20 protein-coding genes, 2 rRNA genes and 1 pseudogene are annotated in these 20,148 nt (G+C 71.5%); 6 read left to right on the top strand and 17 right to left on the bottom strand.

The window, feature by feature from the left end; translation table 11 throughout:
- Nucleotides 1-37 precede the first annotated feature (37 nt).
- Both ACIP67_RS12290 and ACIP67_RS12285 read left to right on the top strand, forming a co-directional pair.
- Nucleotides 38-874, top strand: coding sequence for a helix-turn-helix transcriptional regulator (locus ACIP67_RS12290; RefSeq protein WP_401691043.1), 837 nt, complete (start codon nucleotides 38-40; stop codon nucleotides 872-874).
- Nucleotides 871-1,077 (top strand): DUF397 domain-containing protein, encoded by a 207-nt coding sequence (locus ACIP67_RS12285; RefSeq protein ID WP_401691041.1) that lies wholly within the window; start codon nucleotides 871-873, stop codon nucleotides 1,075-1,077. The genes ACIP67_RS12290 and ACIP67_RS12285 overlap by 4 nt, the downstream gene beginning before the upstream one ends.
- A gap of 57 nt (nucleotides 1,078-1,134) precedes the next feature.
- Here the strand turns inward: ACIP67_RS12285 and ACIP67_RS12280 are convergent, their stop codons facing one another.
- Nucleotides 1,135-1,473, bottom strand: a complete 339-nt coding sequence (locus ACIP67_RS12280; RefSeq protein ID WP_401691039.1) for a methyltransferase — start codon at nucleotides 1,471-1,473, stop codon at nucleotides 1,135-1,137.
- 132 nt (nucleotides 1,474-1,605) lie between these two features.
- Nucleotides 1,606-2,304 (bottom strand): class I SAM-dependent methyltransferase, encoded by a 699-nt coding sequence (locus ACIP67_RS12275; RefSeq protein ID WP_401691037.1) that lies wholly within the window; start codon nucleotides 2,302-2,304, stop codon nucleotides 1,606-1,608.
- A gap of 54 nt (nucleotides 2,305-2,358) precedes the next feature.
- Here ACIP67_RS12275 and ACIP67_RS12270 point away from each other — a divergent pair.
- Nucleotides 2,359-2,523 (top strand): annotated as a pseudogene (locus tag ACIP67_RS12270) (transcriptional regulator); the annotation flags it as partial.
- 183 nt (nucleotides 2,524-2,706) lie between these two features.
- On the opposite strand, the gene ACIP67_RS12265 reads toward ACIP67_RS12270, so the two are convergent.
- The 5 genes from ACIP67_RS12265 to ACIP67_RS12245 all read right to left on the bottom strand — a co-directional run bounded on the left by ACIP67_RS12265 (nucleotide 2,707) and on the right by ACIP67_RS12245 (nucleotide 8,546).
- Entirely contained in the window at nucleotides 2,707-4,410 is a 1,704-nt protein-coding gene (locus tag ACIP67_RS12265) for a uroporphyrinogen-III synthase (RefSeq protein ID WP_401691035.1), read from the bottom strand.
- On the bottom strand, nucleotides 4,407-5,366 hold the full coding sequence (gene hemC, locus ACIP67_RS12260) for a hydroxymethylbilane synthase (RefSeq protein WP_401691033.1): 960 nt from the start codon (nucleotides 5,364-5,366) through the stop codon (nucleotides 4,407-4,409). Before hemC ends, ACIP67_RS12265 begins: the two co-directional genes overlap by 4 nt.
- Nucleotides 5,363-7,117, bottom strand: a complete 1,755-nt coding sequence (locus tag ACIP67_RS12255) for a glutamyl-tRNA reductase (RefSeq protein WP_401691031.1) — start codon at nucleotides 7,115-7,117, stop codon at nucleotides 5,363-5,365. The genes hemC and ACIP67_RS12255 overlap by 4 nt, the downstream gene beginning before the upstream one ends.
- Complete coding sequence (locus tag ACIP67_RS12250; RefSeq protein ID WP_401691029.1) at nucleotides 7,114-7,908, bottom strand: redox-sensing transcriptional repressor Rex; 795 nt, start codon at nucleotides 7,906-7,908, stop codon at nucleotides 7,114-7,116. The genes ACIP67_RS12255 and ACIP67_RS12250 overlap by 4 nt, the downstream gene beginning before the upstream one ends.
- A gap of 350 nt (nucleotides 7,909-8,258) precedes the next feature.
- Nucleotides 8,259-8,546 carry a glutaredoxin family protein gene (locus tag ACIP67_RS12245; RefSeq protein ID WP_401691027.1) on the bottom strand — a complete coding sequence of 96 codons (288 nt, stop codon included), beginning with the start codon at nucleotides 8,544-8,546 and terminating at the stop codon, nucleotides 8,259-8,261.
- Between the two features lie 246 nt (nucleotides 8,547-8,792).
- Here ACIP67_RS12245 and ACIP67_RS12240 point away from each other — a divergent pair, with 246 nt between their 5' ends.
- The 3 genes from ACIP67_RS12240 to ACIP67_RS12230 all read left to right on the top strand — a co-directional run bounded on the left by ACIP67_RS12240 (nucleotide 8,793) and on the right by ACIP67_RS12230 (nucleotide 12,559).
- Entirely contained in the window at nucleotides 8,793-9,695 is a 903-nt protein-coding gene (locus ACIP67_RS12240; RefSeq protein ID WP_401691025.1) for an HAD family hydrolase, read from the top strand.
- A 558-nt stretch (nucleotides 9,696-10,253) separates the two neighbouring features.
- Nucleotides 10,254-11,033, top strand: a complete 780-nt coding sequence (locus ACIP67_RS12235) for an ECF subfamily RNA polymerase sigma factor, BldN family (protein ID WP_401691023.1) — start codon at nucleotides 10,254-10,256, stop codon at nucleotides 11,031-11,033.
- A gap of 233 nt (nucleotides 11,034-11,266) precedes the next feature.
- Nucleotides 11,267-12,559 (top strand): DUF5667 domain-containing protein, encoded by a 1,293-nt coding sequence (locus ACIP67_RS12230; RefSeq protein ID WP_401691021.1) that lies wholly within the window; start codon nucleotides 11,267-11,269, stop codon nucleotides 12,557-12,559.
- 124 nt (nucleotides 12,560-12,683) lie between these two features.
- On the opposite strand, the gene ACIP67_RS12225 is transcribed toward ACIP67_RS12230, so the two are convergent.
- The 10 genes from ACIP67_RS12225 to ACIP67_RS12180 form a co-directional block, all read right to left on the bottom strand.
- Nucleotides 12,684-13,760, bottom strand: a complete 1,077-nt coding sequence (locus ACIP67_RS12225) for a lysophospholipid acyltransferase family protein (RefSeq protein WP_401691019.1) — start codon at nucleotides 13,758-13,760, stop codon at nucleotides 12,684-12,686.
- Nucleotides 13,761-13,774: 14 nt separating this feature from the next.
- Complete coding sequence (locus ACIP67_RS12220; RefSeq protein ID WP_401691017.1) at nucleotides 13,775-14,836, bottom strand: NAD-dependent epimerase/dehydratase family protein; 1,062 nt, start codon at nucleotides 14,834-14,836, stop codon at nucleotides 13,775-13,777.
- A 316-nt stretch (nucleotides 14,837-15,152) separates the two neighbouring features.
- The gene (locus tag ACIP67_RS12215; protein ID WP_003948845.1) at nucleotides 15,153-15,251 is read right to left on the bottom strand and encodes a 30S ribosomal protein bS22; all 99 of its coding nucleotides are present in this window, start codon (nucleotides 15,249-15,251) and stop codon (nucleotides 15,153-15,155) included.
- A 155-nt stretch (nucleotides 15,252-15,406) separates the two neighbouring features.
- Nucleotides 15,407-15,616 (bottom strand): helix-turn-helix domain-containing protein, encoded by a 210-nt coding sequence (locus tag ACIP67_RS12210; protein ID WP_162655568.1) that lies wholly within the window; start codon nucleotides 15,614-15,616, stop codon nucleotides 15,407-15,409.
- Nucleotides 15,617-15,750: 134 nt separating this feature from the next.
- Complete coding sequence (locus ACIP67_RS12205; RefSeq protein ID WP_401691015.1) at nucleotides 15,751-16,566, bottom strand: phosphatase; 816 nt, start codon at nucleotides 16,564-16,566, stop codon at nucleotides 15,751-15,753.
- Nucleotides 16,567-16,675: 109 nt separating this feature from the next.
- Entirely contained in the window at nucleotides 16,676-17,827 is a 1,152-nt protein-coding gene (locus ACIP67_RS12200) for an acetoin utilization protein AcuC (RefSeq protein WP_401691013.1), read from the bottom strand.
- The gene (locus tag ACIP67_RS12195; protein WP_401691011.1) at nucleotides 17,718-19,058 is read right to left on the bottom strand and encodes an MFS transporter; all 1,341 of its coding nucleotides are present in this window, start codon (nucleotides 19,056-19,058) and stop codon (nucleotides 17,718-17,720) included. Before ACIP67_RS12195 ends, ACIP67_RS12200 begins: the two co-directional genes overlap by 110 nt.
- 106 nt (nucleotides 19,059-19,164) lie before the next feature.
- Nucleotides 19,165-19,809, bottom strand: coding sequence for an HAD family hydrolase (locus tag ACIP67_RS12190; protein WP_401691010.1), 645 nt, complete (start codon nucleotides 19,807-19,809; stop codon nucleotides 19,165-19,167).
- Nucleotides 19,810-19,871: 62 nt separating this feature from the next.
- A 5S ribosomal RNA gene (gene rrf, locus ACIP67_RS12185) occupies nucleotides 19,872-19,988 on the bottom strand.
- Nucleotides 19,989-20,075: 87 nt separating this feature from the next.
- Nucleotides 20,076-20,148, bottom strand: a 23S ribosomal RNA gene (locus ACIP67_RS12180); the annotation flags it as partial.

The raw sequence follows: 20,148 nt of genomic DNA, 5'->3' as shown, positions 1-20,148 counted from the left end.
GTTGGACCGGGAAGGGCACGGCGGGAGGGTGACGGACGTGAACGAGTGGGACGCGGGAGCGGCGGACGACGAGGAGGCCGGGGCCGTGATGAGGGCCGTCCAGCGGCAGTTGAAGCTGTGGCGGGAGTCGGCCGGCCTCACCCAGGCCGAGTTCGGGGCGGCCATCGGATACGGCGAGGAACTGGTCTCCTCCGTGGAACGGGGGCGACGCATCCCCCGACCCGAGTACCTGGACCGCGCCGACGAGACCCTGAACGCGGGCGGCAAAATCGCCGCGCTGAAGGAGGACGTGGCGGAGGTCCGGTACCCGAAGAAGGTACGGGACCTGAAGAAGCTGGAGGCGGACGCCGTCGAGCTCTGCGCCTACAACAACTCCGTGGTGCATGGGTTGTTGCAGACAGTGGAGTATGCGCGGGCGGTCTACCTCGGCAGTCGGCCGCCCCTCATGGAGGAGGAGTTGGAGCAGCGTGTGACCGCTCGTATGTCTCGCCAGGCGATCGTGAACGAGTCGGCAGGACGGCCCCTCTTCAGCTTCGTCCAGTGCGAGTCGACGCTCCGTCGGCCCATCGGGGGCAAGATGGTGATGCGAGCCCAACTCGAACGCTTGCTGGAAATCGGCCGGCTTCGCAATGTGGACCTCCAGGTCCTCCCCCTGGGCCGCCAGGAGAACTCCGGTCTAGGTGGCTCGTTCAGGCTGCTCAGGCTCAGGGAGGGGGCCACTGTGGGGCACGTCGAAGTTCAGGAGATCAGTCGAATGATCACTGACCCGAAACACGTGCAGGTCCTGGAGATGCGCTATGGAATCATCCGGGCGCAGGCTCTCACACCGAGTGAGTCACTGGCCTTCATCGAGAAAGTGCTGGGAGACACATGATGCGTACCTCCTCCACCCAAGCCGATCGTGAACTTGATTGGATAAAGAGCAGCTACAGCACCGCCGAAGGCCCCGACTGCGTCGAAGTGGCCGCAGCCCCCGACCACATCCTCGTCCGCGACTCCAAGAACCCCCACGGCCCCCGCCTCACCCTCACCCCCACCACCTGGGCGACCTTCCTCCCGTACGCCTCCGGGCGCTGACGCAGTAAGCAGATGTGGCTCGCACCCGACTTCCCGGGTACGAGCCACATCTGCATCTCAGTCGGCGACCGGGGCCGCCTCCTCCGCCGAGCCTTCCCGCCGTGCCTGCTGCAAGGTCTCCGCGATCGCGGCGAACTCCTCCAGCGCGGCCTGGAGGTCCTCGACGATCTCGGCGGCCAGGACTTCAGGCGCGGGCAGGTTGTCCGCGTCATCGAGACTGGGATCGCGGAGCCAGGTGATGGCGAGGTTGGCTTTGCCGCGGGCGACCAGTTCGTCGTACGTGTACGCCTTGGAACGTTCCGTTTCGACGCGCAGGAAGCCGCCGGTTCCACTAGCGGGGTCGGTGATCGTGTCGTCCGGGGTAGGACGGACACAGTCGATGATGGCCTGGATCAACGGACGCGGGGGTCCACGTGTGGGTCGGCGGCCCGCTCCTCCAGAGCCGCGCCATGGTGCTCGTGTGATGAGCAGGGCATCCCGTCGCCGGGGCAGGCTCATCACCGACGCAGCGACTGTCTCCGGCGCCGTTTACGGCAGCGGCCCGCGCCATGCGGTGAGCAGCAGCGTGTCGGCCGCTCGCGGCCCCTGCCCGGCGGGCAGGAGGTCGCCGCTGATCCGGGTGAATCCGGCCGCGTCGAGGAGCTTGGCCCACACGTGTTCCTGGAGCACCCAGCGGCGCATCGTGGCCGACTCCCCGTCCGGGGTCCTGGCCGGAATGTCGGCGTGCTCCACGTCGGGCTGTGCGGGCGCCCCGCCGAGATAGTGGGCGAGGGTGGAGAACACCAGCCGTCCGCCCGGCCGCAGCGCGGACGCCGCCGCCGGCAGCAGGTGGCGTGGCTCGGTGAAGTCGACCGCGCCGAACACGCTGTAGAGCACGTCGTACGTGCCGGGCTCCGCCCGCAAGTGCTTCACAACGTCCGACCGCACCAGTTGCAGGCTCGGCGCGAGATGGCCGTAGAGGTCCGTGGCCATGGCGTGCTGGGCGGGTGAGGCGTCGACGGCGACGACCCGGGCGGGCCGGTGGTGGACGGCCAGGTGGGCGGCGTGCCGGGCGGCGCCCGCGCCGAGGTCGGCGACGCACAGTCCGGACAGGTCGCCGAGGATGTCCGGACCGGGCCCGCAGTCCTGGCCCCAGGCCCACCGGAACGTGTCGGGCACAGTCCGGTCGGTGGTGTGACGGGCGCGGCCGTAGTGGTGCCACAGGTCTGCGGAGGTGAGGGCTGTCATCCGCCCCATGGTGGCGGGCACCGCCTCCGGGCGGGCCGATTCGCGGGAATCGCGTCCCGGCAGAGCCTCGACCAGGCCCGGCTCTCCTCGGTCTACAGCCTCGCCTCCGCCGTACTCATCAAGCTCGGCTCCTACGACCGCGCCCGCCTCACCGCCGACCGCGCCCGTACCTGGGCCGAAGTCTCGGGCTCGCCCCTCGCCGCAGCGGCCGCCGCGAGGAGCGGCACCCGCGGACCACAGGCGTACGGGAACTCCACACCGCCGTGACCCGAGCCTGAACAGGTACTGCAAGACACAGGTCCACTTGCCGGATGTCCGGGGCTGTCGCCCATCTCCCGACACATCGGTGACGTTGGAGACCGGACGAAGAAGGGCGCCCCCGAAAGGGCGCCCCTCCTCACCTCAGGTCGCCCGGCGTCGCCGCGACCCCGGGCGCCGCTCGCTCGGCCGGGTCACCGGGTCCCCGGCGTCCAGCGCCGCGGCCCGCCGCCGCAGGCCGAAGTCGGCCAGTGCCTCCGCCAGCTTGTGCACGGACGGCTCCGGGGCCATCACGTCGACCCGCAGCCCGTGCTCCTCCGCCGTCTTGGCGGTCGCCGGGCCGATACAGGCGATGACCGTCACGTTGTGCGGCTTGCCCGCGATACCGACCAGGTTCCGCACGGTGGACGACGACGTGAAGAGAACGGCGTCGAAGCCGCCGCCCTTGATCGCCTCCCGCGTCTCCGCGGGCGGCGGCGAGGCGCGCACGGTCCGGTAGGCGGTGACGTCGTCGACCTCCCAGCCCAGCTCGATGAGCCCGGCGACCAGGGTCTCCGTGGCGATGTCGGCGCGGGGCAGGAAGACGCGGTCGATCGGGTCGAAGACCGGGTCGTAGGGGGGCCAGTCCTCCAGGAGTCCGGCGGCCGACTGCTCGCCGCTGGGCACCAGGTCCGGCTTCACGCCGAAGGCGATCAGCGCCTTGGCGGTCTGCTCACCCACCGCGGCGACCTTGATCCCGGCGAAGGCGCGGGCGTCGAGCCCGTACTCCTCGAACTTCTCGCGCACCGCCTTGACGGCGTTCACCGAGGTGAAGGCGATCCACTCGTAGCGGCCGGTGACCAGGCCCTTGACCGCGCGCTCCATCTGCTGGGGCGTGCGCGGCGGCTCGACGGCGATCGTGGGCACCTCGTGCGGCACGGCACCGTAGGACCGCAGCTGGTCGGAGAGCGACGCCGCCTGTTCCTTGGTCCGCGGCACGAGCACCTTCCAGCCGAACAGCGGCTTGGACTCGAACCACGCCAGCTGGTCGCGCTGGGCCGGGGCGGAACGGTCACCGACCACGGCTATCACCGGCCGGCCGCCCTCGGGCGAAGGCAGCACCTTCGCCTGCTTCAGCGTCTGCGCGATCGTGCCGAGGGTGGCGTTCCACGTCCGCTGCCGGGTCGTCGTACCGGCGACCGTCACCGTCAGCGGAGTGTCCGGCTTGCGCCCGGCCGAGACCAGCTCGCCCGCCGCGGCGGCCACCGCGTCCAGCGTGGTCGACACGACGACGGTCCCGTCGGAGGCGCCGACCTCGGTCCAGCACCGGTCGGACGCCGTGCGCGCGTCCACGAACCGGACGTCAGCGCCGTGCGCGTCCCGCAGCGGCACACCGGCGTACGCGGGTACGCCGACCGCCGCCGCGACACCGGGGACGACCTCGAACGGCACACCGGCCGCCGCGCACGCGAGCATTTCCTTCGCCGCGTACGTATCGAGTCCCGGGTCCCCGGTCACCGCACGGACGACCCGCCTGCCGCCCCGCGCGGCCTCCATGACAAGATGTGCCGCATCCCGCACAGCGGGTACCGCAGCGCTTGTTGACGTAGCGTCAACAAGCTTGGGGTGAGGCGTGCCCGTGCCCGGGAGCGGATCCGACGAGGGATCCGGTTCCGCGTTCACGACGGCGACGCCCGGCCTGGCGTGCGTCCGCACGACGTCGAGCACCTCGTGCTCGGCGACGAGGACGTCCGCGTTGGCCAGCGCCTCCACGGCGCGCAGAGTCAGCAGCCCCGGATCCCCGGGTCCGGCACCCAGGAAGGTGACGTGCCCGTGTTCAAGGCCGGTGGGAAGGGTGGTGGGGCTCACTGTGCTCGCTCCCCCATCAGACCGGCCGCGCCCTGGGCAAGCATCTCGGCCGCGAGTTCGCGACCGAGCGCCATTGCCCGGTCGTGCGTCTCGGGCACGGGACCGGTGGTGGACAGCTGCACCATGCGCGTGCCGTCGGTGGTGCCGACGACGCCGCGCAGGCGCATTTCGTTGACAATCTGCCTGTCACCCAACAAGTCGGCCAGCGCTCCTACGGGAGCGCTGCAACCGGCCTCCAGGGCGGCGAGCAGTGACCGTTCGGCGGTCACGGCGACCCGCGTGAACGGGTCGTCGAGTTCGCCGAGTGCCGCGACGAGTTCCGCGTCGTGCGCGGCACACTCGATCGCCAGCGCCCCCTGGCCGGGAGCGGGCAGAACCGTGTCGACCGACAGGAAGTCGGTCACTTCCTCACTGCGGCCGATGCGGTTCAGCCCGGCCGCGGCCAGCACCACCGCGTCCAGCTCGCCGTTCCGTACGAACCCGATCCGGGTGTCGACGTTGCCGCGGATCGGCACGGTCTCGATGTCCAGCCCGTGGCTGCGCGCGTACGCGTTCAGCTGCGCCATACGGCGCGGCGAACCGGTACCGATGCGCGCCCCGCGGGGCAGGTCGGTGAACTTCAGCGCGTCCCGGGCGACGATCACGTCCCGCGGGTCCTCGCGCTCCGGTATCGCGGCCAGGACCAGGTCCTCGGGCTGCGTCGTCGGCAGGTCCTTCAGCGAGTGAACCGCGAAGTCGACCTCGCCCCGCAGCAGCGCGTCCCGCAGCGCGGTGACGAACACGCCCGTGCCGCCGATCTGCGCGAGGTGCTCGCGGGAGACATCGCCGTAGGTGGTGATCTCGACGAGTTCGACGGGCCGTCCGGTCACCTGGCTCACGGCTTCCGCCACCTGCCCGGACTGGGCCATGGCGAGTTTGCTCCGCCTGGTGCCCAGTCTCAGTGCCTTCTTGGTCATCGTGGCCCTCGGTTCTTCTCGGTGCTGTCCTCGGCGCGCGAGACGGAGGCCACCGTCTCCTGGTCGAGGTCGAACAGGGTGCGCAGCGCGTCCGCGTACCCGGCGCCGCCGGGCTCGGCCGCGAGCTGCTTGACCCGGACGGTCGGCGCGTGCAGCAGCTTGTCCACGACGCGCCGTACGGTCTGTGTGATCTCCGCGCGGTGCTTGTCGTCCAGGCCGGGCAGCCGGCCGTCGAGCCGGGCGATCTCGCTCGCCACGACGTCGGCGGCCATCGCGCGCAGCGCGACGACGGTCGGCGTGATGTGCGCGGCCCGCTGCGCGGCGCCGAACGCGGCGACCTCGTCGCCCACGATCCGCCGCACCTGGTCCACGTCCGCCGCCATCGGCCCCGCGGACGGAGTCCGCTTGTCAGATGCAGGCGCGGAGGCCTCGGCGAGCGACTCGATGTCGACCAGGCGCACCCCGGCGAGCCGGTGCGCGGCCGCGTCGACGTCCCGCGGCATCGCCAGGTCCAGCAGGAACAGCACCGGCTCGGGCCGTACGGGCACGGCGACCGGCTCGGGCCTGCGCAGCTCGGGGATGCGGCCGACGGTCGCGGCGGTCGCGGCCAGCGCGGTGATCAGCCCGGAGTCGGCGTCGGGCCGGCGGGCGGCCTCACGGCGGTCGACGGCGGTGCCGGCCGCCCACGCGGCGTGCTGCTCCAGCCTCGCCGCGTCCATGCCGGCCACGGCGGCCTCGCCCATCACGGAGAAACCGGACTGCTGCACGGCGAAGCCGGACTGCGGTACGGCCGACAGGTCCAGCGGGCAGCCGTCGTCGGTGCCCACGGAGGTGGGCGGCAGCGGCCGTACGTCCGCCGGCGCCGTCCCGGCACCCACGGTGCCGCCGGTGGGGGCGACGGGGGTCCCGGTGCGGCCCTCGACCGCCGTCGCGACCGCTTCCGCCGTCAGGACGAGTCCCGTCGCCCCCGTACAGGAGACGGCGACGTCGGCACGTGTCAGCTCCTCGGCCACCGACTCCATCGACACCGCGCGGGCCACGACGTCCGTGTCCCCGGCGTCGGTGAGGATCCGGGCGAGGCGCTCGGCGCGGTCGAAGGTGCGGTTGGCGACGACGATCTCGGCCACGCCCACGCGCGCGAGGGTCGCCGCGGCCAGGGACGACATCGAGCCGGCGCCGATGACCAGGGCGCGCTTGCCCCGCGCCCACCCGGCCACGTCCCTGCCCGCCGCCAGCTGCTCCAAGCCGAAGGTGACCAGGGACTGGCCGGCGCGGTCGATGCCGGTCTCGGAGTGGGCGCGCTTGCCGACCCGCAGGGCCTGCTGGAACAGGTCGTTCAGCAGCCGTCCGGCGGTGTGCAGCTCCTGGGCGCGGGCCAGGGAGTCCTTGATCTGGCCGAGGATCTGACCCTCGCCGACGACCATCGAGTCCAGGCCGCAGGCCACCGAGAACAGGTGGTGGACGGCGCGGTCCTCGTAGTGCACGTAGAGGTAGGGGGTGAGCTCCTCCAGCCCCACGCCGCTGTGCTGGGCGAGCAGGGTGGACAGCTCGGCGACACCGGCGTGGAACTTGTCGACGTCGGCGTACAGCTCGATGCGGTTGCAGGTGGCGAGCACCGCGGCCTCGGCGGCCGGTTCGGCGGCGACCGTGTCCTGGAGCAGCTTGCACCGGGCGTCCGGGGAGAGCGAGGCCCGCTCCAGGACGCTGACCGGGGCGCTGCGGTGGCTCAGCCCGACGACGAGGAGACTCATGCCGGCATCACGGCGGGGACATCCCCGTCGGGTCCCTGGTCGGTGGTCTTCCCGCGGGGCGCGGCGGCGGCCGGGGCGGCCGGGGCGGACGCGGTGGCCGGGGCGGGCGCGGCGTCGAGCGCGGCCTCCTCGCCGGCCTTGCGCTGCTCGTGGAAGGCGAGGATCTGAAGCTCGATGGAGAGGTCGACCTTGCGCACGTCGACGCCGTCCGGGACGGACAGCACGGTCGGCGCGAAGTTCAGGATGGAGGTGACACCGGCGGCCACGAGCCGGTCGCAGACCTGCTGGGCGGCACCGGCGGGCGTCGCGATGACACCGATCGACACGCCGTTGTCCTGGATGATCTTCTCCAGGTCGTCGGTGTGCTGGACGGGGATCCCGGCGACGGGCTTCCCGGCCATCGCGGGGTCGGCGTCGATGAGGGCCGCGACCCGGAAGCCACGAGAGGCGAACCCGCCGTAGTTGGCCAGCGCCGCGCCGAGGTTACCGATACCGACGATCACGACCGGCCAGTCCTGGGTCAGGCCCAGCTCACGGGAGATCTGGTAGACGAGATACTCGACGTCGTACCCCACTCCTCGCGTCCCGTAGGAGCCCAGGTACGAGAAGTCCTTGCGCAGCTTCGCGGAGTTGACCCCCGCCGCGGCCGCGAGCTCCTCGGAGGAGACCGTGGGCACCGAGCGCTCGGAGAGCGCGGTCAGGGCGCGGAGGTACAGCGGAAGACGGGCGACGGTGGCCTCGGGAATGCCTCGGCTGCGGGTCGCCGGTCGGTGAGTTCGGCCAGTTGCCACGGTGCTCCTGCGGGTAGAGCGGGGCTGCAGGCGGTCATACGTCCCCAGACCGCCCCGTCGACAGCAGGCTATGTCTTTGTGAACGCGTGCACAAAGATGGTGTCCGATTTGCCCGGCCAACGTGACCGGGCTCACGCGCCCCCGGCGCGTTCGTGGGGAACCGGCGCACGCGCGCCCACGTTCCTTCCGTATTGGGGGCAAAGTCGCACACTCTCCTCACGAATCCCGCCCCCGAGACCTGGTCGCCGTCGATTTTAAGCGACTTTTCGGGACTCTTGGACTGGCCGGTCAGTTTCCTGTCAGCTGCCCGAGCGGCTCTCCGGCTCTCCGAGGGGCTCCCGCAGGCTCCCTCAGTTCCCCGAGAGCTCCCTGCGCAGCCGCTCCTCGTCAACGCGCCAGAAGGTGTGCTGCTTCCCGTCCACGAGCACCACGGGGATCTGCTCCCAGTACTGGTCGTGGAGCCGGGGGTCCTCGGTGATGTCCCGCCTCTCCCACGGGACCCCGAGATCACCGCACACCTTCTCGACCACCACCTGCGCGTCTTCGCACAGATGGCAGCCGGGCTTGCCGATCAACGTCACCAGCCGGTCCTGCGGGGCGGGGCCCTTCCGGCGAAACAGGGGACTCATGCCGGCCATTCTCGCGCGCCCTCGCACATCGGGCAGCGGCCGTGCGCGGGACCGTGACACAAAACCGGCGACGGACCGCCGGGCCACGCTCCGCGCGACGCCGTCCGCGACGCCGTCCGGAGCGCCGTCCGGGGGCCGTCCGGGGGGCCTTTCCGGGGCCTTTCGCGACGCCTTCAACGACACGGTCGCCGAGAGTTCACAGCGTCCCGACCTCGTGAAACCGGAACCACCGAACAGACTGGCTATGCTCACGCCATGGCCGCTCTCGGATGGCTCACTCCCCGTAGGCGCTCCGCCACGGCGCGGAGCGTGTTGGCAGGCGAAGCGTCGGCGGAGGCCGCCCGCAAGGACGTCTCCGCACAGGAACCGCCGTTCCCCGTGCACGGCGACGACCGCGCCGCCGCGTTCTTCGACCTCGACAACACCGTGATGCAGGGCGCCGCCCTCTTCCACTTCGGCCGGGGCCTCTACAAGCGGAAGTTCTTCGAGACCCGCGACCTCGTCAAGTTCGCCTGGCAGCAGACGTGGTTCCGGCTGGCCGGTGTCGAGGACCCGGAGCACATGCAGGAGGCCCGCGACTCCGCCCTGTCGATCGTCAAGGGCCACCGCGTCGCCGAGCTCCGGTCGATCGGCGAGGAGATCTACGACGAGTACATGGCCGAGCGGATCTGGCCCGGCACCCGCGCCCTGGCCGAGGCCCACCTGGAGGCCGGCCAGAAGGTGTGGCTCGTCACCGCCGCACCGGTGGAGATCGCCCAGGTCATCGCGCGCCGGCTCGGCCTGACCGGGGCACTGGGCACGGTCGCCGAGTCGGTCGACGGGGTCTACACCGGCAAGCTGGTCGGCGAGCCGCTGCACGGCCCGGCCAAGGCGGAGGCGGTCCGGGCACTGGCCGCGGCGGAGGGCCTGGACCTCTCCCGCTGCGCCGCCTACAGCGACTCCCACAACGACATCCCGATGCTCTCGCTCGTCGGCCACCCCTACGCCATCAACCCCGACGCGAAGCTCCGCAGGCACGCCCGCGAGCTGGACTGGCGGCTGCGCGACTACCGCACGGGCCGCAAGGCGGCCAAGGTCGGCATCCCGGCGGCGGCCGGCGTGGGCGCGGTGGCCGGTGGCACGGCGGCGGCGATCGCCCTCCACCGCCGCCGCCGCTGACCCTCCACCGTCGCCGACCCTCCACCGTCGCCGACCCTCCGCCACCACCGACCCTCCGCCGCCGCAACCGTCCGTCCTCCGCCACCACCGACCCTCCGCCGCCACCGCTGCCCCCTCTCCGCCGCCGGGACCCGGGAGCGCCCCCGCTCCTCGCAGGTGACCCCCGCGGTTGACGCACGCGGTGACCCCTGCGGTTGACGCACACACCGACTCGCCCGGCGTCTCACCTGCCGACGTGGGCGGGCTGCCCGCGCGCGCCCCGATCCACCGCCGTACCCCCGCGACAAGCCCCCGCCCGCCTTGTCCGCGCACCGCCACAACACGCCCCGGACCGACCGGAAACTCGGACCGTTTCGATCAATAAACGCTCACTCCCAGCAACTTGATCGAGCGTCAAACGGCTAGAGAAGCGACGTAATCGTCGATTTGAGCAACTCGGTGTAGCAGCGCCTGTACGAAGCGTTATTCTCCTCAGACGCAATCCGGTACCCCTCCGTCGCTACGACGGGTGAATGGTTCCGCACTGCACGTGATGGAAGCTCTGCCTCTGGGAGTCCCGTGTACCCACACGTCGGGGTTGACGCCTCGGGCCTGGCTACGCTGCGCGCAACGGTCGCTACGGTCCAGGACCTGTTGCGCGGCTTCGTCCCCACCGCGTACGCCGTCCCCGCCTTCGCCACCGCCGCTCCGGCGGGCCCGTGCTACGCACTGGCCGACGGCAGCGCCGCGGTGGGCAGACGAGGACGCTCGGCCGGCGCGGCCACCGCCCGCCGGCCGGCCGCCGACAGCGACAGCGCCCGGATGATGGACCTCGTCGAGCGGGCCCAGGACGGCGAGGCCGACGCGTTCGGGCGGCTGTACGACCAGTACAGCGACACGGTCTACCGCTACATCTACTACCGCGTCGGCGGCAAGGCGACCGCCGAGGACCTCACCAGTGAGACGTTCCTGCGCGCCCTGCGCCGCATCGGCACCTTCACCTGGCAGGGCCGCGACTTCGGCGCCTGGCTCGTCACCATCGCCCGCAACCTGGTGGCGGACCACTTCAAGTCCAGCCGCTTCCGCCTGGAGGTCACCACCGGCGAGATGCTCGACGCCAACGAGGTCGAGCGCTCCCCGGAGGACTCCGTCCTCGAGTCCCTCTCCAACGCCGCCCTGCTGGACGCCGTACGACGGCTCAACCCGCAGCAGCAGGAGTGCGTCACCCTCCGCTTCCTCCAGGGCCTCTCCGTCGCCGAGACCGCCCGCGTGATGGGCAAGAACGAAGGCGCCATCAAAACCCTCCAGTACCGGGCCGTCCGCACCCTCGCCCGTCTCCTCCCGGACGACGCGCGCTGACCCCGCTCACCGTCGGCCACCTCAACTCACGTTCCGTGAAAGTGGGTTGACTTTCGCATCCGGTCACCGGCAGTCCGTAACCCAAGTGCCGCGCCAGTCGTTGTGCGGGATACAGGCTCCCTGTGGACACGTCCTCGCCACCTCCGCTCACTCGATCGGGTGGAAAGGATCGAGGGCGTGCACCCCCCAGACCCCCGGGGAGCCGACCGTCATGACGAGAGGAGGTGCCGCCAGTGATCGCGAACGTATCGGCGCACCGGCGGGCGCACGCCTTCGCCCAGGCCCTGGAGGAGCAGTCCGACCAGGGCACGGCGGCCGAGCAGTCCGAAGGATCGGCACCGGCCCCGGCCGCTGCGGACCAGACCGAGCGGGGCCGCCTCCTGGCCCTCGCGACGAGTCTCGCCGAGCTGCCCAAACCGGAACTCGACCCCGAGGTCAAGGTCGTCCAGCGCGCCCAGTTGGTCGCCGCGATGGAGGCCATGCTGCAGGCGGGCACCGCGGGCGAGGCGCCGGACTTCGCGGTGCCCGGACAGAGAGGGAGCAACGCTCCCGCCGCCGAAGGGCGCCGGCAGGAGGCGGGCGAGCGCTCGCGGGCGCGGGGCACCCACCGGGCGAGCCCCCTGGGGAAGTTCCGACCGCGCACACGGCTCGCCAAGGGCCTCACCGCAGGCGGCCTGAGCGTCGGCATGGCCGCGGGCGCCTTCGGCGGCGTCGCCGCCGCGAGCTCCGACGCGCTGCCCGGTGACTCGCTCTACGGACTCAAACGCGGCATCGAGGACTTCAAGCTCAACTACCTCGCCGAGGGCGACAGCGAACGCGGCGAGGCCTACCTCGACCAGGCCTCCACACGGCTCGGCGAGGCCCGCAGGCTCATGGAGCGCGGCCGCGGCGGCGCCCACCTCGACCACGAGTCCCTCGGCGAGATCCGCCGCGCCCTGTCCGGCATGCGCCACGACGCCTCCGAAGGCCACCGGCTGCTGCACGAGGCGTACGAGCGGGACCCGGACTCCCTGGGCCCCATCCAGGCCCTGTCCGCGTTCTCCCGCTCGCACCGCGAGGCCTGGGGCGCCCTGCGCGACAGGCTCCCCGTCCAGCTCGGCGACGTCAGTCGAGAGGTCTCGTCGGTCTTCGACGCCATAGACGAAGAGGTGGCCCCGCTGCAATCCCTCCTCCCGGAGCCCCCGGCCCGGAACGGAAGCGGCGGCAGCGGGCGGAGCACCGGCCCGGCCTCCCCCGGCACCACCCACACCGGCCGCTCCACCGCCCCCAGCACCGGCGACGGACCCGCCGGCTCCGCAGACACCGGCGGCGACACCAGCAGCCCGAGCAGGTCGTCCTCCACCGGCACCGACGACGACGGGCTGCTCGGCGGCGACACCGGCGGCCTGCTCGATCCGCCCCAGGACGCCGACAGCGCCTCCCCGTCCACCAGCGACCCCGCCACCACCGCCCCGGACGTCACCCTCCCGCCCCTCCTCCCCGGCCTCCTGCCCGGCCTGGGCATCGACAGCGAGGACACGGACTAGCGGCCCCGTACGGCGGTGAGGGGTGCCCTTCCTGGAAAGGGCACCCCTCACCGCCGTACCGGCCGCAGCCCGTCAGCCCGCCGAACCGGCAGCCCGCCGCAGCCCGGAGGCCCCGGCAGCAGCCTCAGAAGAACACCGACCGCCGCTGCACCAGCAGCTTGTACAGCGTGTGCTGGATCTGCTCCCGCACCTGGTCCGTCAGGTTGAACATCAGCATCGGATCCTCCGCCGCCTCCGGCGGGTGCCCGTCCGTCCGGATCGGCTCACCGAACTGGATCGTCCACTTCGTCGGCAGCGGCACCGCGCCCAACGGCCCCAGCCACGGGAACGTCGGCGTCAGCGGGAAGTACGGGAAGCCGAGCAGCCGGGCGAGCGTCTTGGCGTTGCCGATCATCGGGTAGATCTCCTCCGCCCCGACGATCGAGCAGGGGACGATCGGAGCACCCTGCCGCAGGGCCGTGGAGACGAAACCGCCCCGGCCGAACCGCTGGAGCTTGTAGCGCTCGCTGAACGGCTTCCCGATGCCCTTGAAGCCCTCCGGCATCACTCCGACCAGCTCGCCCGCCGCCAGCAGCCGTTCGGCGTCCTCCGCGCAGGCGAGGGTGTGGCCGAGCTTGCGGGCCAGCTCGTTGACGACGGGCAGGACGAAGACGAGATCGGCGGCCAGCAGCCGCAGATGGCGGCCCGCCGGATGGTGGTCGTGGACGGCGACCTGAAGCATCAGCCCGTCCAGCGGCAGCGTCCCGGAGTGGTTGGCGACGATCAGCGCGCCGCCCGCGGCCGGAATGTTCTCCAGGCCCTTCACCTCGACCCGGAAGTACTTCTCGTACACCGGCCGCAGCAGCGACATCAGGACCTGGTCGGTGAGCTCCTCGTCGTAGCCGAAGTCGTCGACGTCGTAATCACCCGTCAGACGGCGGCGCAGGAAGGCCAGACCGCCCGCGATGCGCCGCTCGATTCCGCCGGCGTCCTCCCGCGGCGGCCGCGGCCGCTCCTCCCCGGTACCGGTCACGGGATCATCATCCTTCGCGGCCGCCCTGGCGGGCAGGGGCCGGCCCTCACCGGCGTCACCGATCTCACGGACCGGCGCCGACTCGCCGCTCGTGCGCCGGCCGCCCCCGCTCCGGCGCCGCGACGGCCGCTGCACGGCGCTCCCACGGGACCGGTCGTCGTCGAACGGAATGACCTTGGCGTCCGCCATCGTTGATGCGCTCCTCAGTTGGCGCTCTGGGTCGGGGGGTGGCCGCCGCCCGCGAGGGGCAGCGCGGCGATCCGGTCGACGGCTCCCGCGATGACCTCGGGGGGCAGGAGCCCCGGACCCTGACTGCGGGCGAAGTCCGCGAACGTCTCCGCGGTGGTGTACCTCGGCGTGAAGCCCAGCGTCTCGCGCATCTGGTCCGTCGCCACGACCCGGCCGTGGGTGAGCAGCCGGATCTGCTCGGGCGAGAAGTCCGTCACGCCCAGCGTACGGACCAGGGAGCCCGCCCAGGTCACCGCGGGCAGCAGCAGCGGCACGGTGGGCCGCCCGAGCCGCCGCGAGCACTGCGACAGCAGCAGGACGCCGTCGCCGGCGATGTTGAACGTCCCGCTGTTGAGGGTGCCCCGCGCCGGTTCGTGGGAGCCGATCCGCAGCACCTCGATCACGTCGTCCTCGTGCACGAACTGGAGCCGCGGGTCGTAGCCGAGGACCGTCGGCAGCACCGGCAGCGAGAAGTACGAGGCGAGCGGGGTCTCGGCGGTCGGCCCGAGGATGTTGGCGAACCGCAGCACGCAGACCGCGACGTCCGGCCGCCGCCGGGCGAAACCGCGCACATACCCCTCGACCTCGCAGATGTCCTTGGCGAAACCGCCGCTGGGCAGCGACTTCGCCGAGGTCGTCTCGGTGAAGACGGCAGGGTCCCGGGGCGCGGACCCGTACACGTTCGTACTGGACTTGACCACCAGCCGTCGCACGCTCGGCGACTTCTGACAGGCGCCGAGGAGCTGCATGGTCCCGATGACGTTGGTCTCCTTGACCAGGGTCCGGCTGCCGCTGCCCAGCGCGGTGGCCGTCACGTCCAGGTGGACGACGGTGTCGGCACCGGTCTCGGCGAGCACCCGCGCGATGGTGGGCTGCCGGATGTCGGCCTGGATGAACTCGGCCCCGCCGAGATGGTGCTCGGGCCGCACGGCGTCCACGGCGATCACCCGGTCGACCTCCGGGTCACGCTGGATCCGTCGTACGAACCGGCCCCCGAGCTGACGGGCCACTCCGGTGACGAGCACAACCTTGCCCAAGATCAGCGCCTTCCTTCCGCACTGGTACCGCCCGGCCGCCGCACTGCTCGTTACCCTGCCGCGTTCCCCGTCCGCGGGCCAACTTAGCCGGTCGGTGTCGCGCCGGTACGACCGCCCGACGCGCCACATGACGCAAGGCCACCGTCTGACGCAAGGCGACCGTCCGTACGACCGGAGGGGCCGGGTGCCCGTCCGGTCCCGTGCACGGCGTTCACCCCTCCGCACGACGTTCCGGAGACGCGTGTGGCCCCCCACCGTCGGACGATGGGGGGCCACACCACGCTCTCGCGGCCGATGCCGCGCGAACGAACTGCGCTTACTTCTTGTTGCGACGCTGAACGCGCGTGCGCTTGAGCAGCTTGCGGTGCTTCTTCTTGGCCATCCGCTTGCGCCGCTTCTTGATAACAGAGCCCACGACTACCCTCGCTCACTTCTCATCACTCGGTGCTGGGCGCCATGGGCCCATACGACCTACGAGGGGCTAGCCTACCCGCCCGAGCGCTGAGGTCGTAATCGAGGGGCGGAGGGACCCTGACGTGCCCGGTGAACGGATCCCCCCGGACCCAGCCGTCAGGCGGTTTCCACCCCCACGTAGCTCTCGCGGAGGTACTCGTGAACCGCGTTCTCGGGGACACGGAAGGACCGTCCCACCCGGATCGCGGGCAGATGACCGCTGTGCACCAGCCGGTACACGGTCATCTTGGACACTCGCATCACCGAGGCGACTTCCGCCACGGTAAGGAACTGAACCTCGCTCAGAGGCCTCTGGTCAGCAGCCATGACACACCTGAACCTTCCGCACTCGACTCGACGGCCACCGGCTTCCCCTTCCGGTGACTCTTCGTCGCTGCGTGCTCACTCCCCAATGTAGGGGCGGGTGATGCGAGTGGGGAAGAGGTGCACCCATCGGCGGCCTACTGTGACAGACACGCCCGATTGAGTACGTAGCGGGTCAGCGGGAGGTAGTAAGCGGACCGCACGCCGTCATCAAGTGGAACGACGACGGACACCGACCCCTCGGCCTCCCCCACGAACGGCGCCGGGTCGTCGGTGTCCGCCGGTCCCATCGCCTCGAACCCCAGCTGACCTGCCCCGCAGAGCCACCCGTGATCCCCGATGACCAGCTCCGGCAGCGGCCCGCCGGCCTCCGCGGCCGCCGCCAGCGCCAGTCGAACCGGGAGGGGCGAGTGGGTGTGCGCGCCGGTCGCACAACCGGGGCGCCGGCCCTCCGGACCCCGCACCAGCGCGACACCTCGTACGTAGTCCAGGTTGTACGTGCGTAGTCCGAACCGGGTCGTTATGTCGACACAGCGACCCTGCGCGGGGGTGAGGACCTCACATCCCGCCGCCGACAAAGCGTCCGCGATCCCGCCGTAGAAACCGAGCAGCCGATGCGGGTGCCCGGTGCCCAGGAGCACGGGCGCGGCACGACGGGCGACGTCGGTCAGCCGCTCCGCGAAGGCGTCGAGGGCCGCCAGGGTCCGCTCGGGGTCGATCACATCATGCCCCGAAACGTCCGCCGGATCGGCCGAAACCCCGCACTTGGCCGCCATCAACGCGACCAGATCCCGCACCTCCCAGGTCCTCTCGGGATCGATACCGATCAGCAGCCGGGGATCGCGGGCGGCGAAGAGGCGGTAACTGCGCAGGCTCTCCTCCCGGGAGGTGGCCACCACCCCGGCCAGCCCGGCAGCGAGCAGATGGGCCCTCAGGGCCGCGGTACTCCACACGGGGGTGATGGTGCGCGAGGAGGGCGGGGGGCGTCCCGGGAACGGCCGAAGAGCGCACGGTCGGCGTAAGCCTCCCGTCTCCCCTCCCGTCTCCCCTCCCGTCTCTGCGCTACGGCAGCAGCCCCCGCAGCGGATACGCGGCCCGCCGCGTGGCCAGCACCGCCTGGTCCAGCCGGTCCGCGGGGTCGTACCCCGCCTCCCAGTCCGCCCACTCCACGGGCCACCGCCCGTCGGTCATCCGCGCGGGGGCCAGCTGCCTGGTACGGGCGAAGACGTCCTGCCGCCAGCCCTCGGGGATCACCGTCTCCGGCGGCACCGGCGCCCCCGCCGCCACGCCCACCAGATGCGCCCACGACCGCGGCACCACGTCGACCACGGCGTAGCCACCCCCGCCCAGCGCGACCCACTTCCCCCCGGCGTGCGCGTGCGCCAGATCGTGGCAGGCCGTCTGCACGGCCCGCTGGGCGTCCAGCGACACCGCGAGGTGGGCGAGCGGGTCCTCGAAGTGCGTGTCGGCCCCGTGCTGGGTGACCAGGACGTCCGGCCGGAAGTCGGCGATCAGTTCCGGCACGACGGCGTGGAACGCCCGCAGCCATCCCGCGTCCCCGGTCCCCGCCGGCAGGGCGACGTTCACCGCCGACCCCTCGGCCCGCTCCGCCCCCGTCTCCTCGGGCCACCCGGTCTGCGGGAACAGCGTCCGGGGATGCTCGTGCAACGAGATCGTCAGGACCCGCGGGTCCTCCCAGAACGCCGCCTGCACCCCGTCCCCGTGATGTACGTCGACGTCCACGTAGGCGACCCGCCGGGCCCCCAGCTCCAGCAGCCGCGCGATGGCCATCGAGGCGTCGTTGTAGATGCAGAACCCCGACGCGCCGCCCGGCATCGCGTGGTGCAGGCCGCCCGCGAAGTTCACCGCGTGCAGCGCCTCCCCGCGCCACACCGCCTCCGCCGCCCCCACGGACAGCCCGGCGATGAGGGAGGACACCTCGTGCATCCCGGCGAAGGCCGGATCGTCCACCGTCCCCAGCCCGTACGAGGTGTCCGCCGCGCCCGGGTCCAGCGAGGCCGCCTTCACCGCGGCGATGTAGTCCTCGCGGTGCACCAGCCGCAGCGTCGAGTCCCCGGCCGGCTTGGCGGACGCGACCGTCACCTCACGGTCGAGCTCCAGGGCGTGGACGAGCCTCCGGGTCAGATCCAGCCGGACCGGGTCCATCGGATGGTCCGGGCCGAAGTCGTAGCCCGTTACTGCCTCGTCCCACATCAGCTGTGCGCGGCCGCTCATGACCGCCACCGTATCGGTCCGGCCGAGCGGCGAACGACCGGGCGTACACCAACGTCACCAGCACCAACACCATCGGCACCACCATCGCCCCCCGGTAGCTCCACGCGTCCCCCAACGCCCCCACCAACGGCGAACCGATCAGGAAACCCACGTAGTTGAAGACGTTGAGCCGCGCCACCGCCGCGTCCGAAGCGCCCGGGAACATCCTCCCGGCCGCGGCGAACGTCTGCGGCACCAGCACACACAGCCCCACTCCGAGCAAGGTGAACCCTCCGATCCCCAGCCACGCCCCCGGGGCGACCGCCACCACGGCGAACCCCACCGCGGCCACCAGTGCCCCCGCCCGCACGACGCCCACCGCCCCGAACCGCCGCACCCCGAAGTCCCCGACGGCCCTCCCGAGCAACGTCGTCACCATGTACACGTTGTAGGGCACGGTCGCCAGCTGCTCGGACCCTCCCAGCACGTCCTGGAGGTACTTGGCACTCCAGTTGGAGACGGTCGAGTCCCCGATGTACGCGAAGGTCATCACCAGGCACAGCGGCAGCAGCGCCCTGAAGACGACACCCTCACCGTCCCCCCGCCCGGCCCCGTTCCCGGCCCCGTTCCCGGCCCGGTCCGCCGCCCCGTCCGCCACCTGGAGGGTGCCGCCGTCCCCGTAGGCATACCACCGGCTCCCCACCAGCACGGCCGGCAACAGCACCGCCACGACCGGCAGATACGACACCCAGAGCGCGAGGTGCCAGTGCGCCCCCGCCCACGCCAGGGAGGCGCCCAGGATTCCACCCAGGCTGTACGCGGCGTGGAAACCGAGCATGATGCTCCGCCCGTACGCCCGCTGCATGCTCACCCCGAGCATGTTCATCGAGGCGTCCAGCATCCCGACCGCCATCCCGAAGACCGCGAGGGCGGTTCCGAGCGCGACCATGCGCTCGCCGGCGCCGACTCCGAGCAGCGCCAGGAGTACGACCGGCTGGGACCAGCGCAGCAGCGAACGCGCCGGTATGCGCTTCACCAGTTGTTCGGTGGCCACGCTGCCGACACCGGCGAGGACGGGCACGGCGGCGAGGAAGAGGGGCAGCAGCGCGTCCGACACCCCGTACCGGTCCTGGATGGCCGGGATCCGGGTCACGAGCAGGGCAAAGGCGACGCCCTGCGCGAAGAACCCGAACGCCAGCGAGGCCCTACCGCGCCGCAGCACTTCCGTCATGGCGGCGAGCGTAGGGCTCCGGCGTACGGGTGGATAGATCCAGTAGAAGGTGAATTTCCTTCACCTTCCGGGGGTCGTGGGGCGGGGGTCGGGCGAGTTGCAGGGGTCAGGCGAGCAGGTCGGCCAGCTCGGCCATGTCGGAGAAGAGGCGGTCGGCTCCGGCCAGCTTGTCCGCCGGTGTCATGGCGGTGAACCCGTACACGTCCATCCCGGCCGCGACGGCCGCCTGCACGCCGAGTGGTGAGTCCTCCACGACGACGCAGCGCCGCGGTGCGACTCCCATCCGCTCGGCCGCGTACAGGAACAGGTCCGGGGCCGGCTTGCCCCGGCCCACGTCCTGCGAGCTGAAGATCCGTCCCTCGTCGAACCACCGGTCGAGCCCGGTCGTCCGGTGGCCCACCCGAATGCGTTCATGGCTGCCGGAGGACGCCACACAGTACGGCACCCCGTTGGCGGCCAGTTTCTCCAGGACGGCGGCGGCCCCGTCGACGGCGACCAGTTCCTGCTCGAACGCGGCGAAGACCCGGGCGTGGAAGACGTCGTCGAAGTCCGCCGGCAGCCGCTGCCCGGTCCGCTCCAGGACCAGCTCATGGATCCGGTGCATCGCGGACCCCATGTAGTCCCGGATCGATTCCTCGTACGTCGTGGGGTGCCCCAGCTCGGTCAGATAGGCGGCGAGCAGCCGGTTGGAAATGGGTTCGCTGTCGACGAGCACACCGTCGTTGTCGAAGATGACCAGGTCGTAGTCCATGTTCTCGACCCTAAACGCAGAAATCCCCCGTGCCGTCCGGCACGGGGGATTTCTCAAAAATTGTTCGGCGGCGTCCTACTCTCCCACAGGGTCCCCCCTGCAGTACCATCGGCGCTGAAAGGCTTAGCTTCCGGGTTCGGAATGTAACCGGGCGTTTCCCTCACGCTATAACCACCGAAACACTATGAAACTGTCAGCCGCACCACGCCTGTGACAACGTGGGGCTGTTCGTGGTTTCAGAACCAACACAGTGGACGCGAGCAACTGAGGACAAGCCCTCGGCCTATTAGTACCGGTCACCTCCACACGTTACCGTGCTTCCAGATCCGGCCTATCAAC

Source organism: Streptomyces sp. NPDC088812 (assembly GCF_044750285.1).
Taxonomy (GTDB): domain Bacteria; phylum Actinomycetota; class Actinomycetes; order Streptomycetales; family Streptomycetaceae; genus Streptomyces.
The sequence above is the reverse complement of the archived record's forward strand: the minus strand, read 5'-3'. Positions and strand labels throughout refer to the sequence as shown.

Coding starts and splice junctions, on each gene's coding strand:
- ACIP67_RS12285 (WP_401691041.1), top strand. CDS start 871: ATGATGCGTACCTCCTCCACCCAAGCCGATCGTGAACTTGATTGGATA.
- ACIP67_RS12275 (WP_401691037.1), bottom strand. CDS start 2,304: ATGACAGCCCTCACCTCCGCAGACCTGTGGCACCACTACGGCCGCGCC.
- hemC (WP_401691033.1), bottom strand. CDS start 5,366: ATGACCAAGAAGGCACTGAGACTGGGCACCAGGCGGAGCAAACTCGCC.
- ACIP67_RS12255 (WP_401691031.1), bottom strand. CDS start 7,117: ATGAGTCTCCTCGTCGTCGGGCTGAGCCACCGCAGCGCCCCGGTCAGC.
- ACIP67_RS12245 (WP_401691027.1), bottom strand. CDS start 8,546: ATGGCCGGCATGAGTCCCCTGTTTCGCCGGAAGGGCCCCGCCCCGCAG.
- ACIP67_RS12240 (WP_401691025.1), top strand. CDS start 8,793: ATGGCCGCTCTCGGATGGCTCACTCCCCGTAGGCGCTCCGCCACGGCG.
- ACIP67_RS12225 (WP_401691019.1), bottom strand. CDS start 13,760: ATGGCGGACGCCAAGGTCATTCCGTTCGACGACGACCGGTCCCGTGGG.
- ACIP67_RS12210 (WP_162655568.1), bottom strand. CDS start 15,616: ATGGCTGCTGACCAGAGGCCTCTGAGCGAGGTTCAGTTCCTTACCGTG.
- ACIP67_RS12200 (WP_401691013.1), bottom strand. CDS start 17,827: ATGTGGGACGAGGCAGTAACGGGCTACGACTTCGGCCCGGACCATCCG.
- ACIP67_RS12195 (WP_401691011.1), bottom strand. CDS start 19,058: ATGACGGAAGTGCTGCGGCGCGGTAGGGCCTCGCTGGCGTTCGGGTTC.
- ACIP67_RS12190 (WP_401691010.1), bottom strand. CDS start 19,809: ATGGACTACGACCTGGTCATCTTCGACAACGACGGTGTGCTCGTCGAC.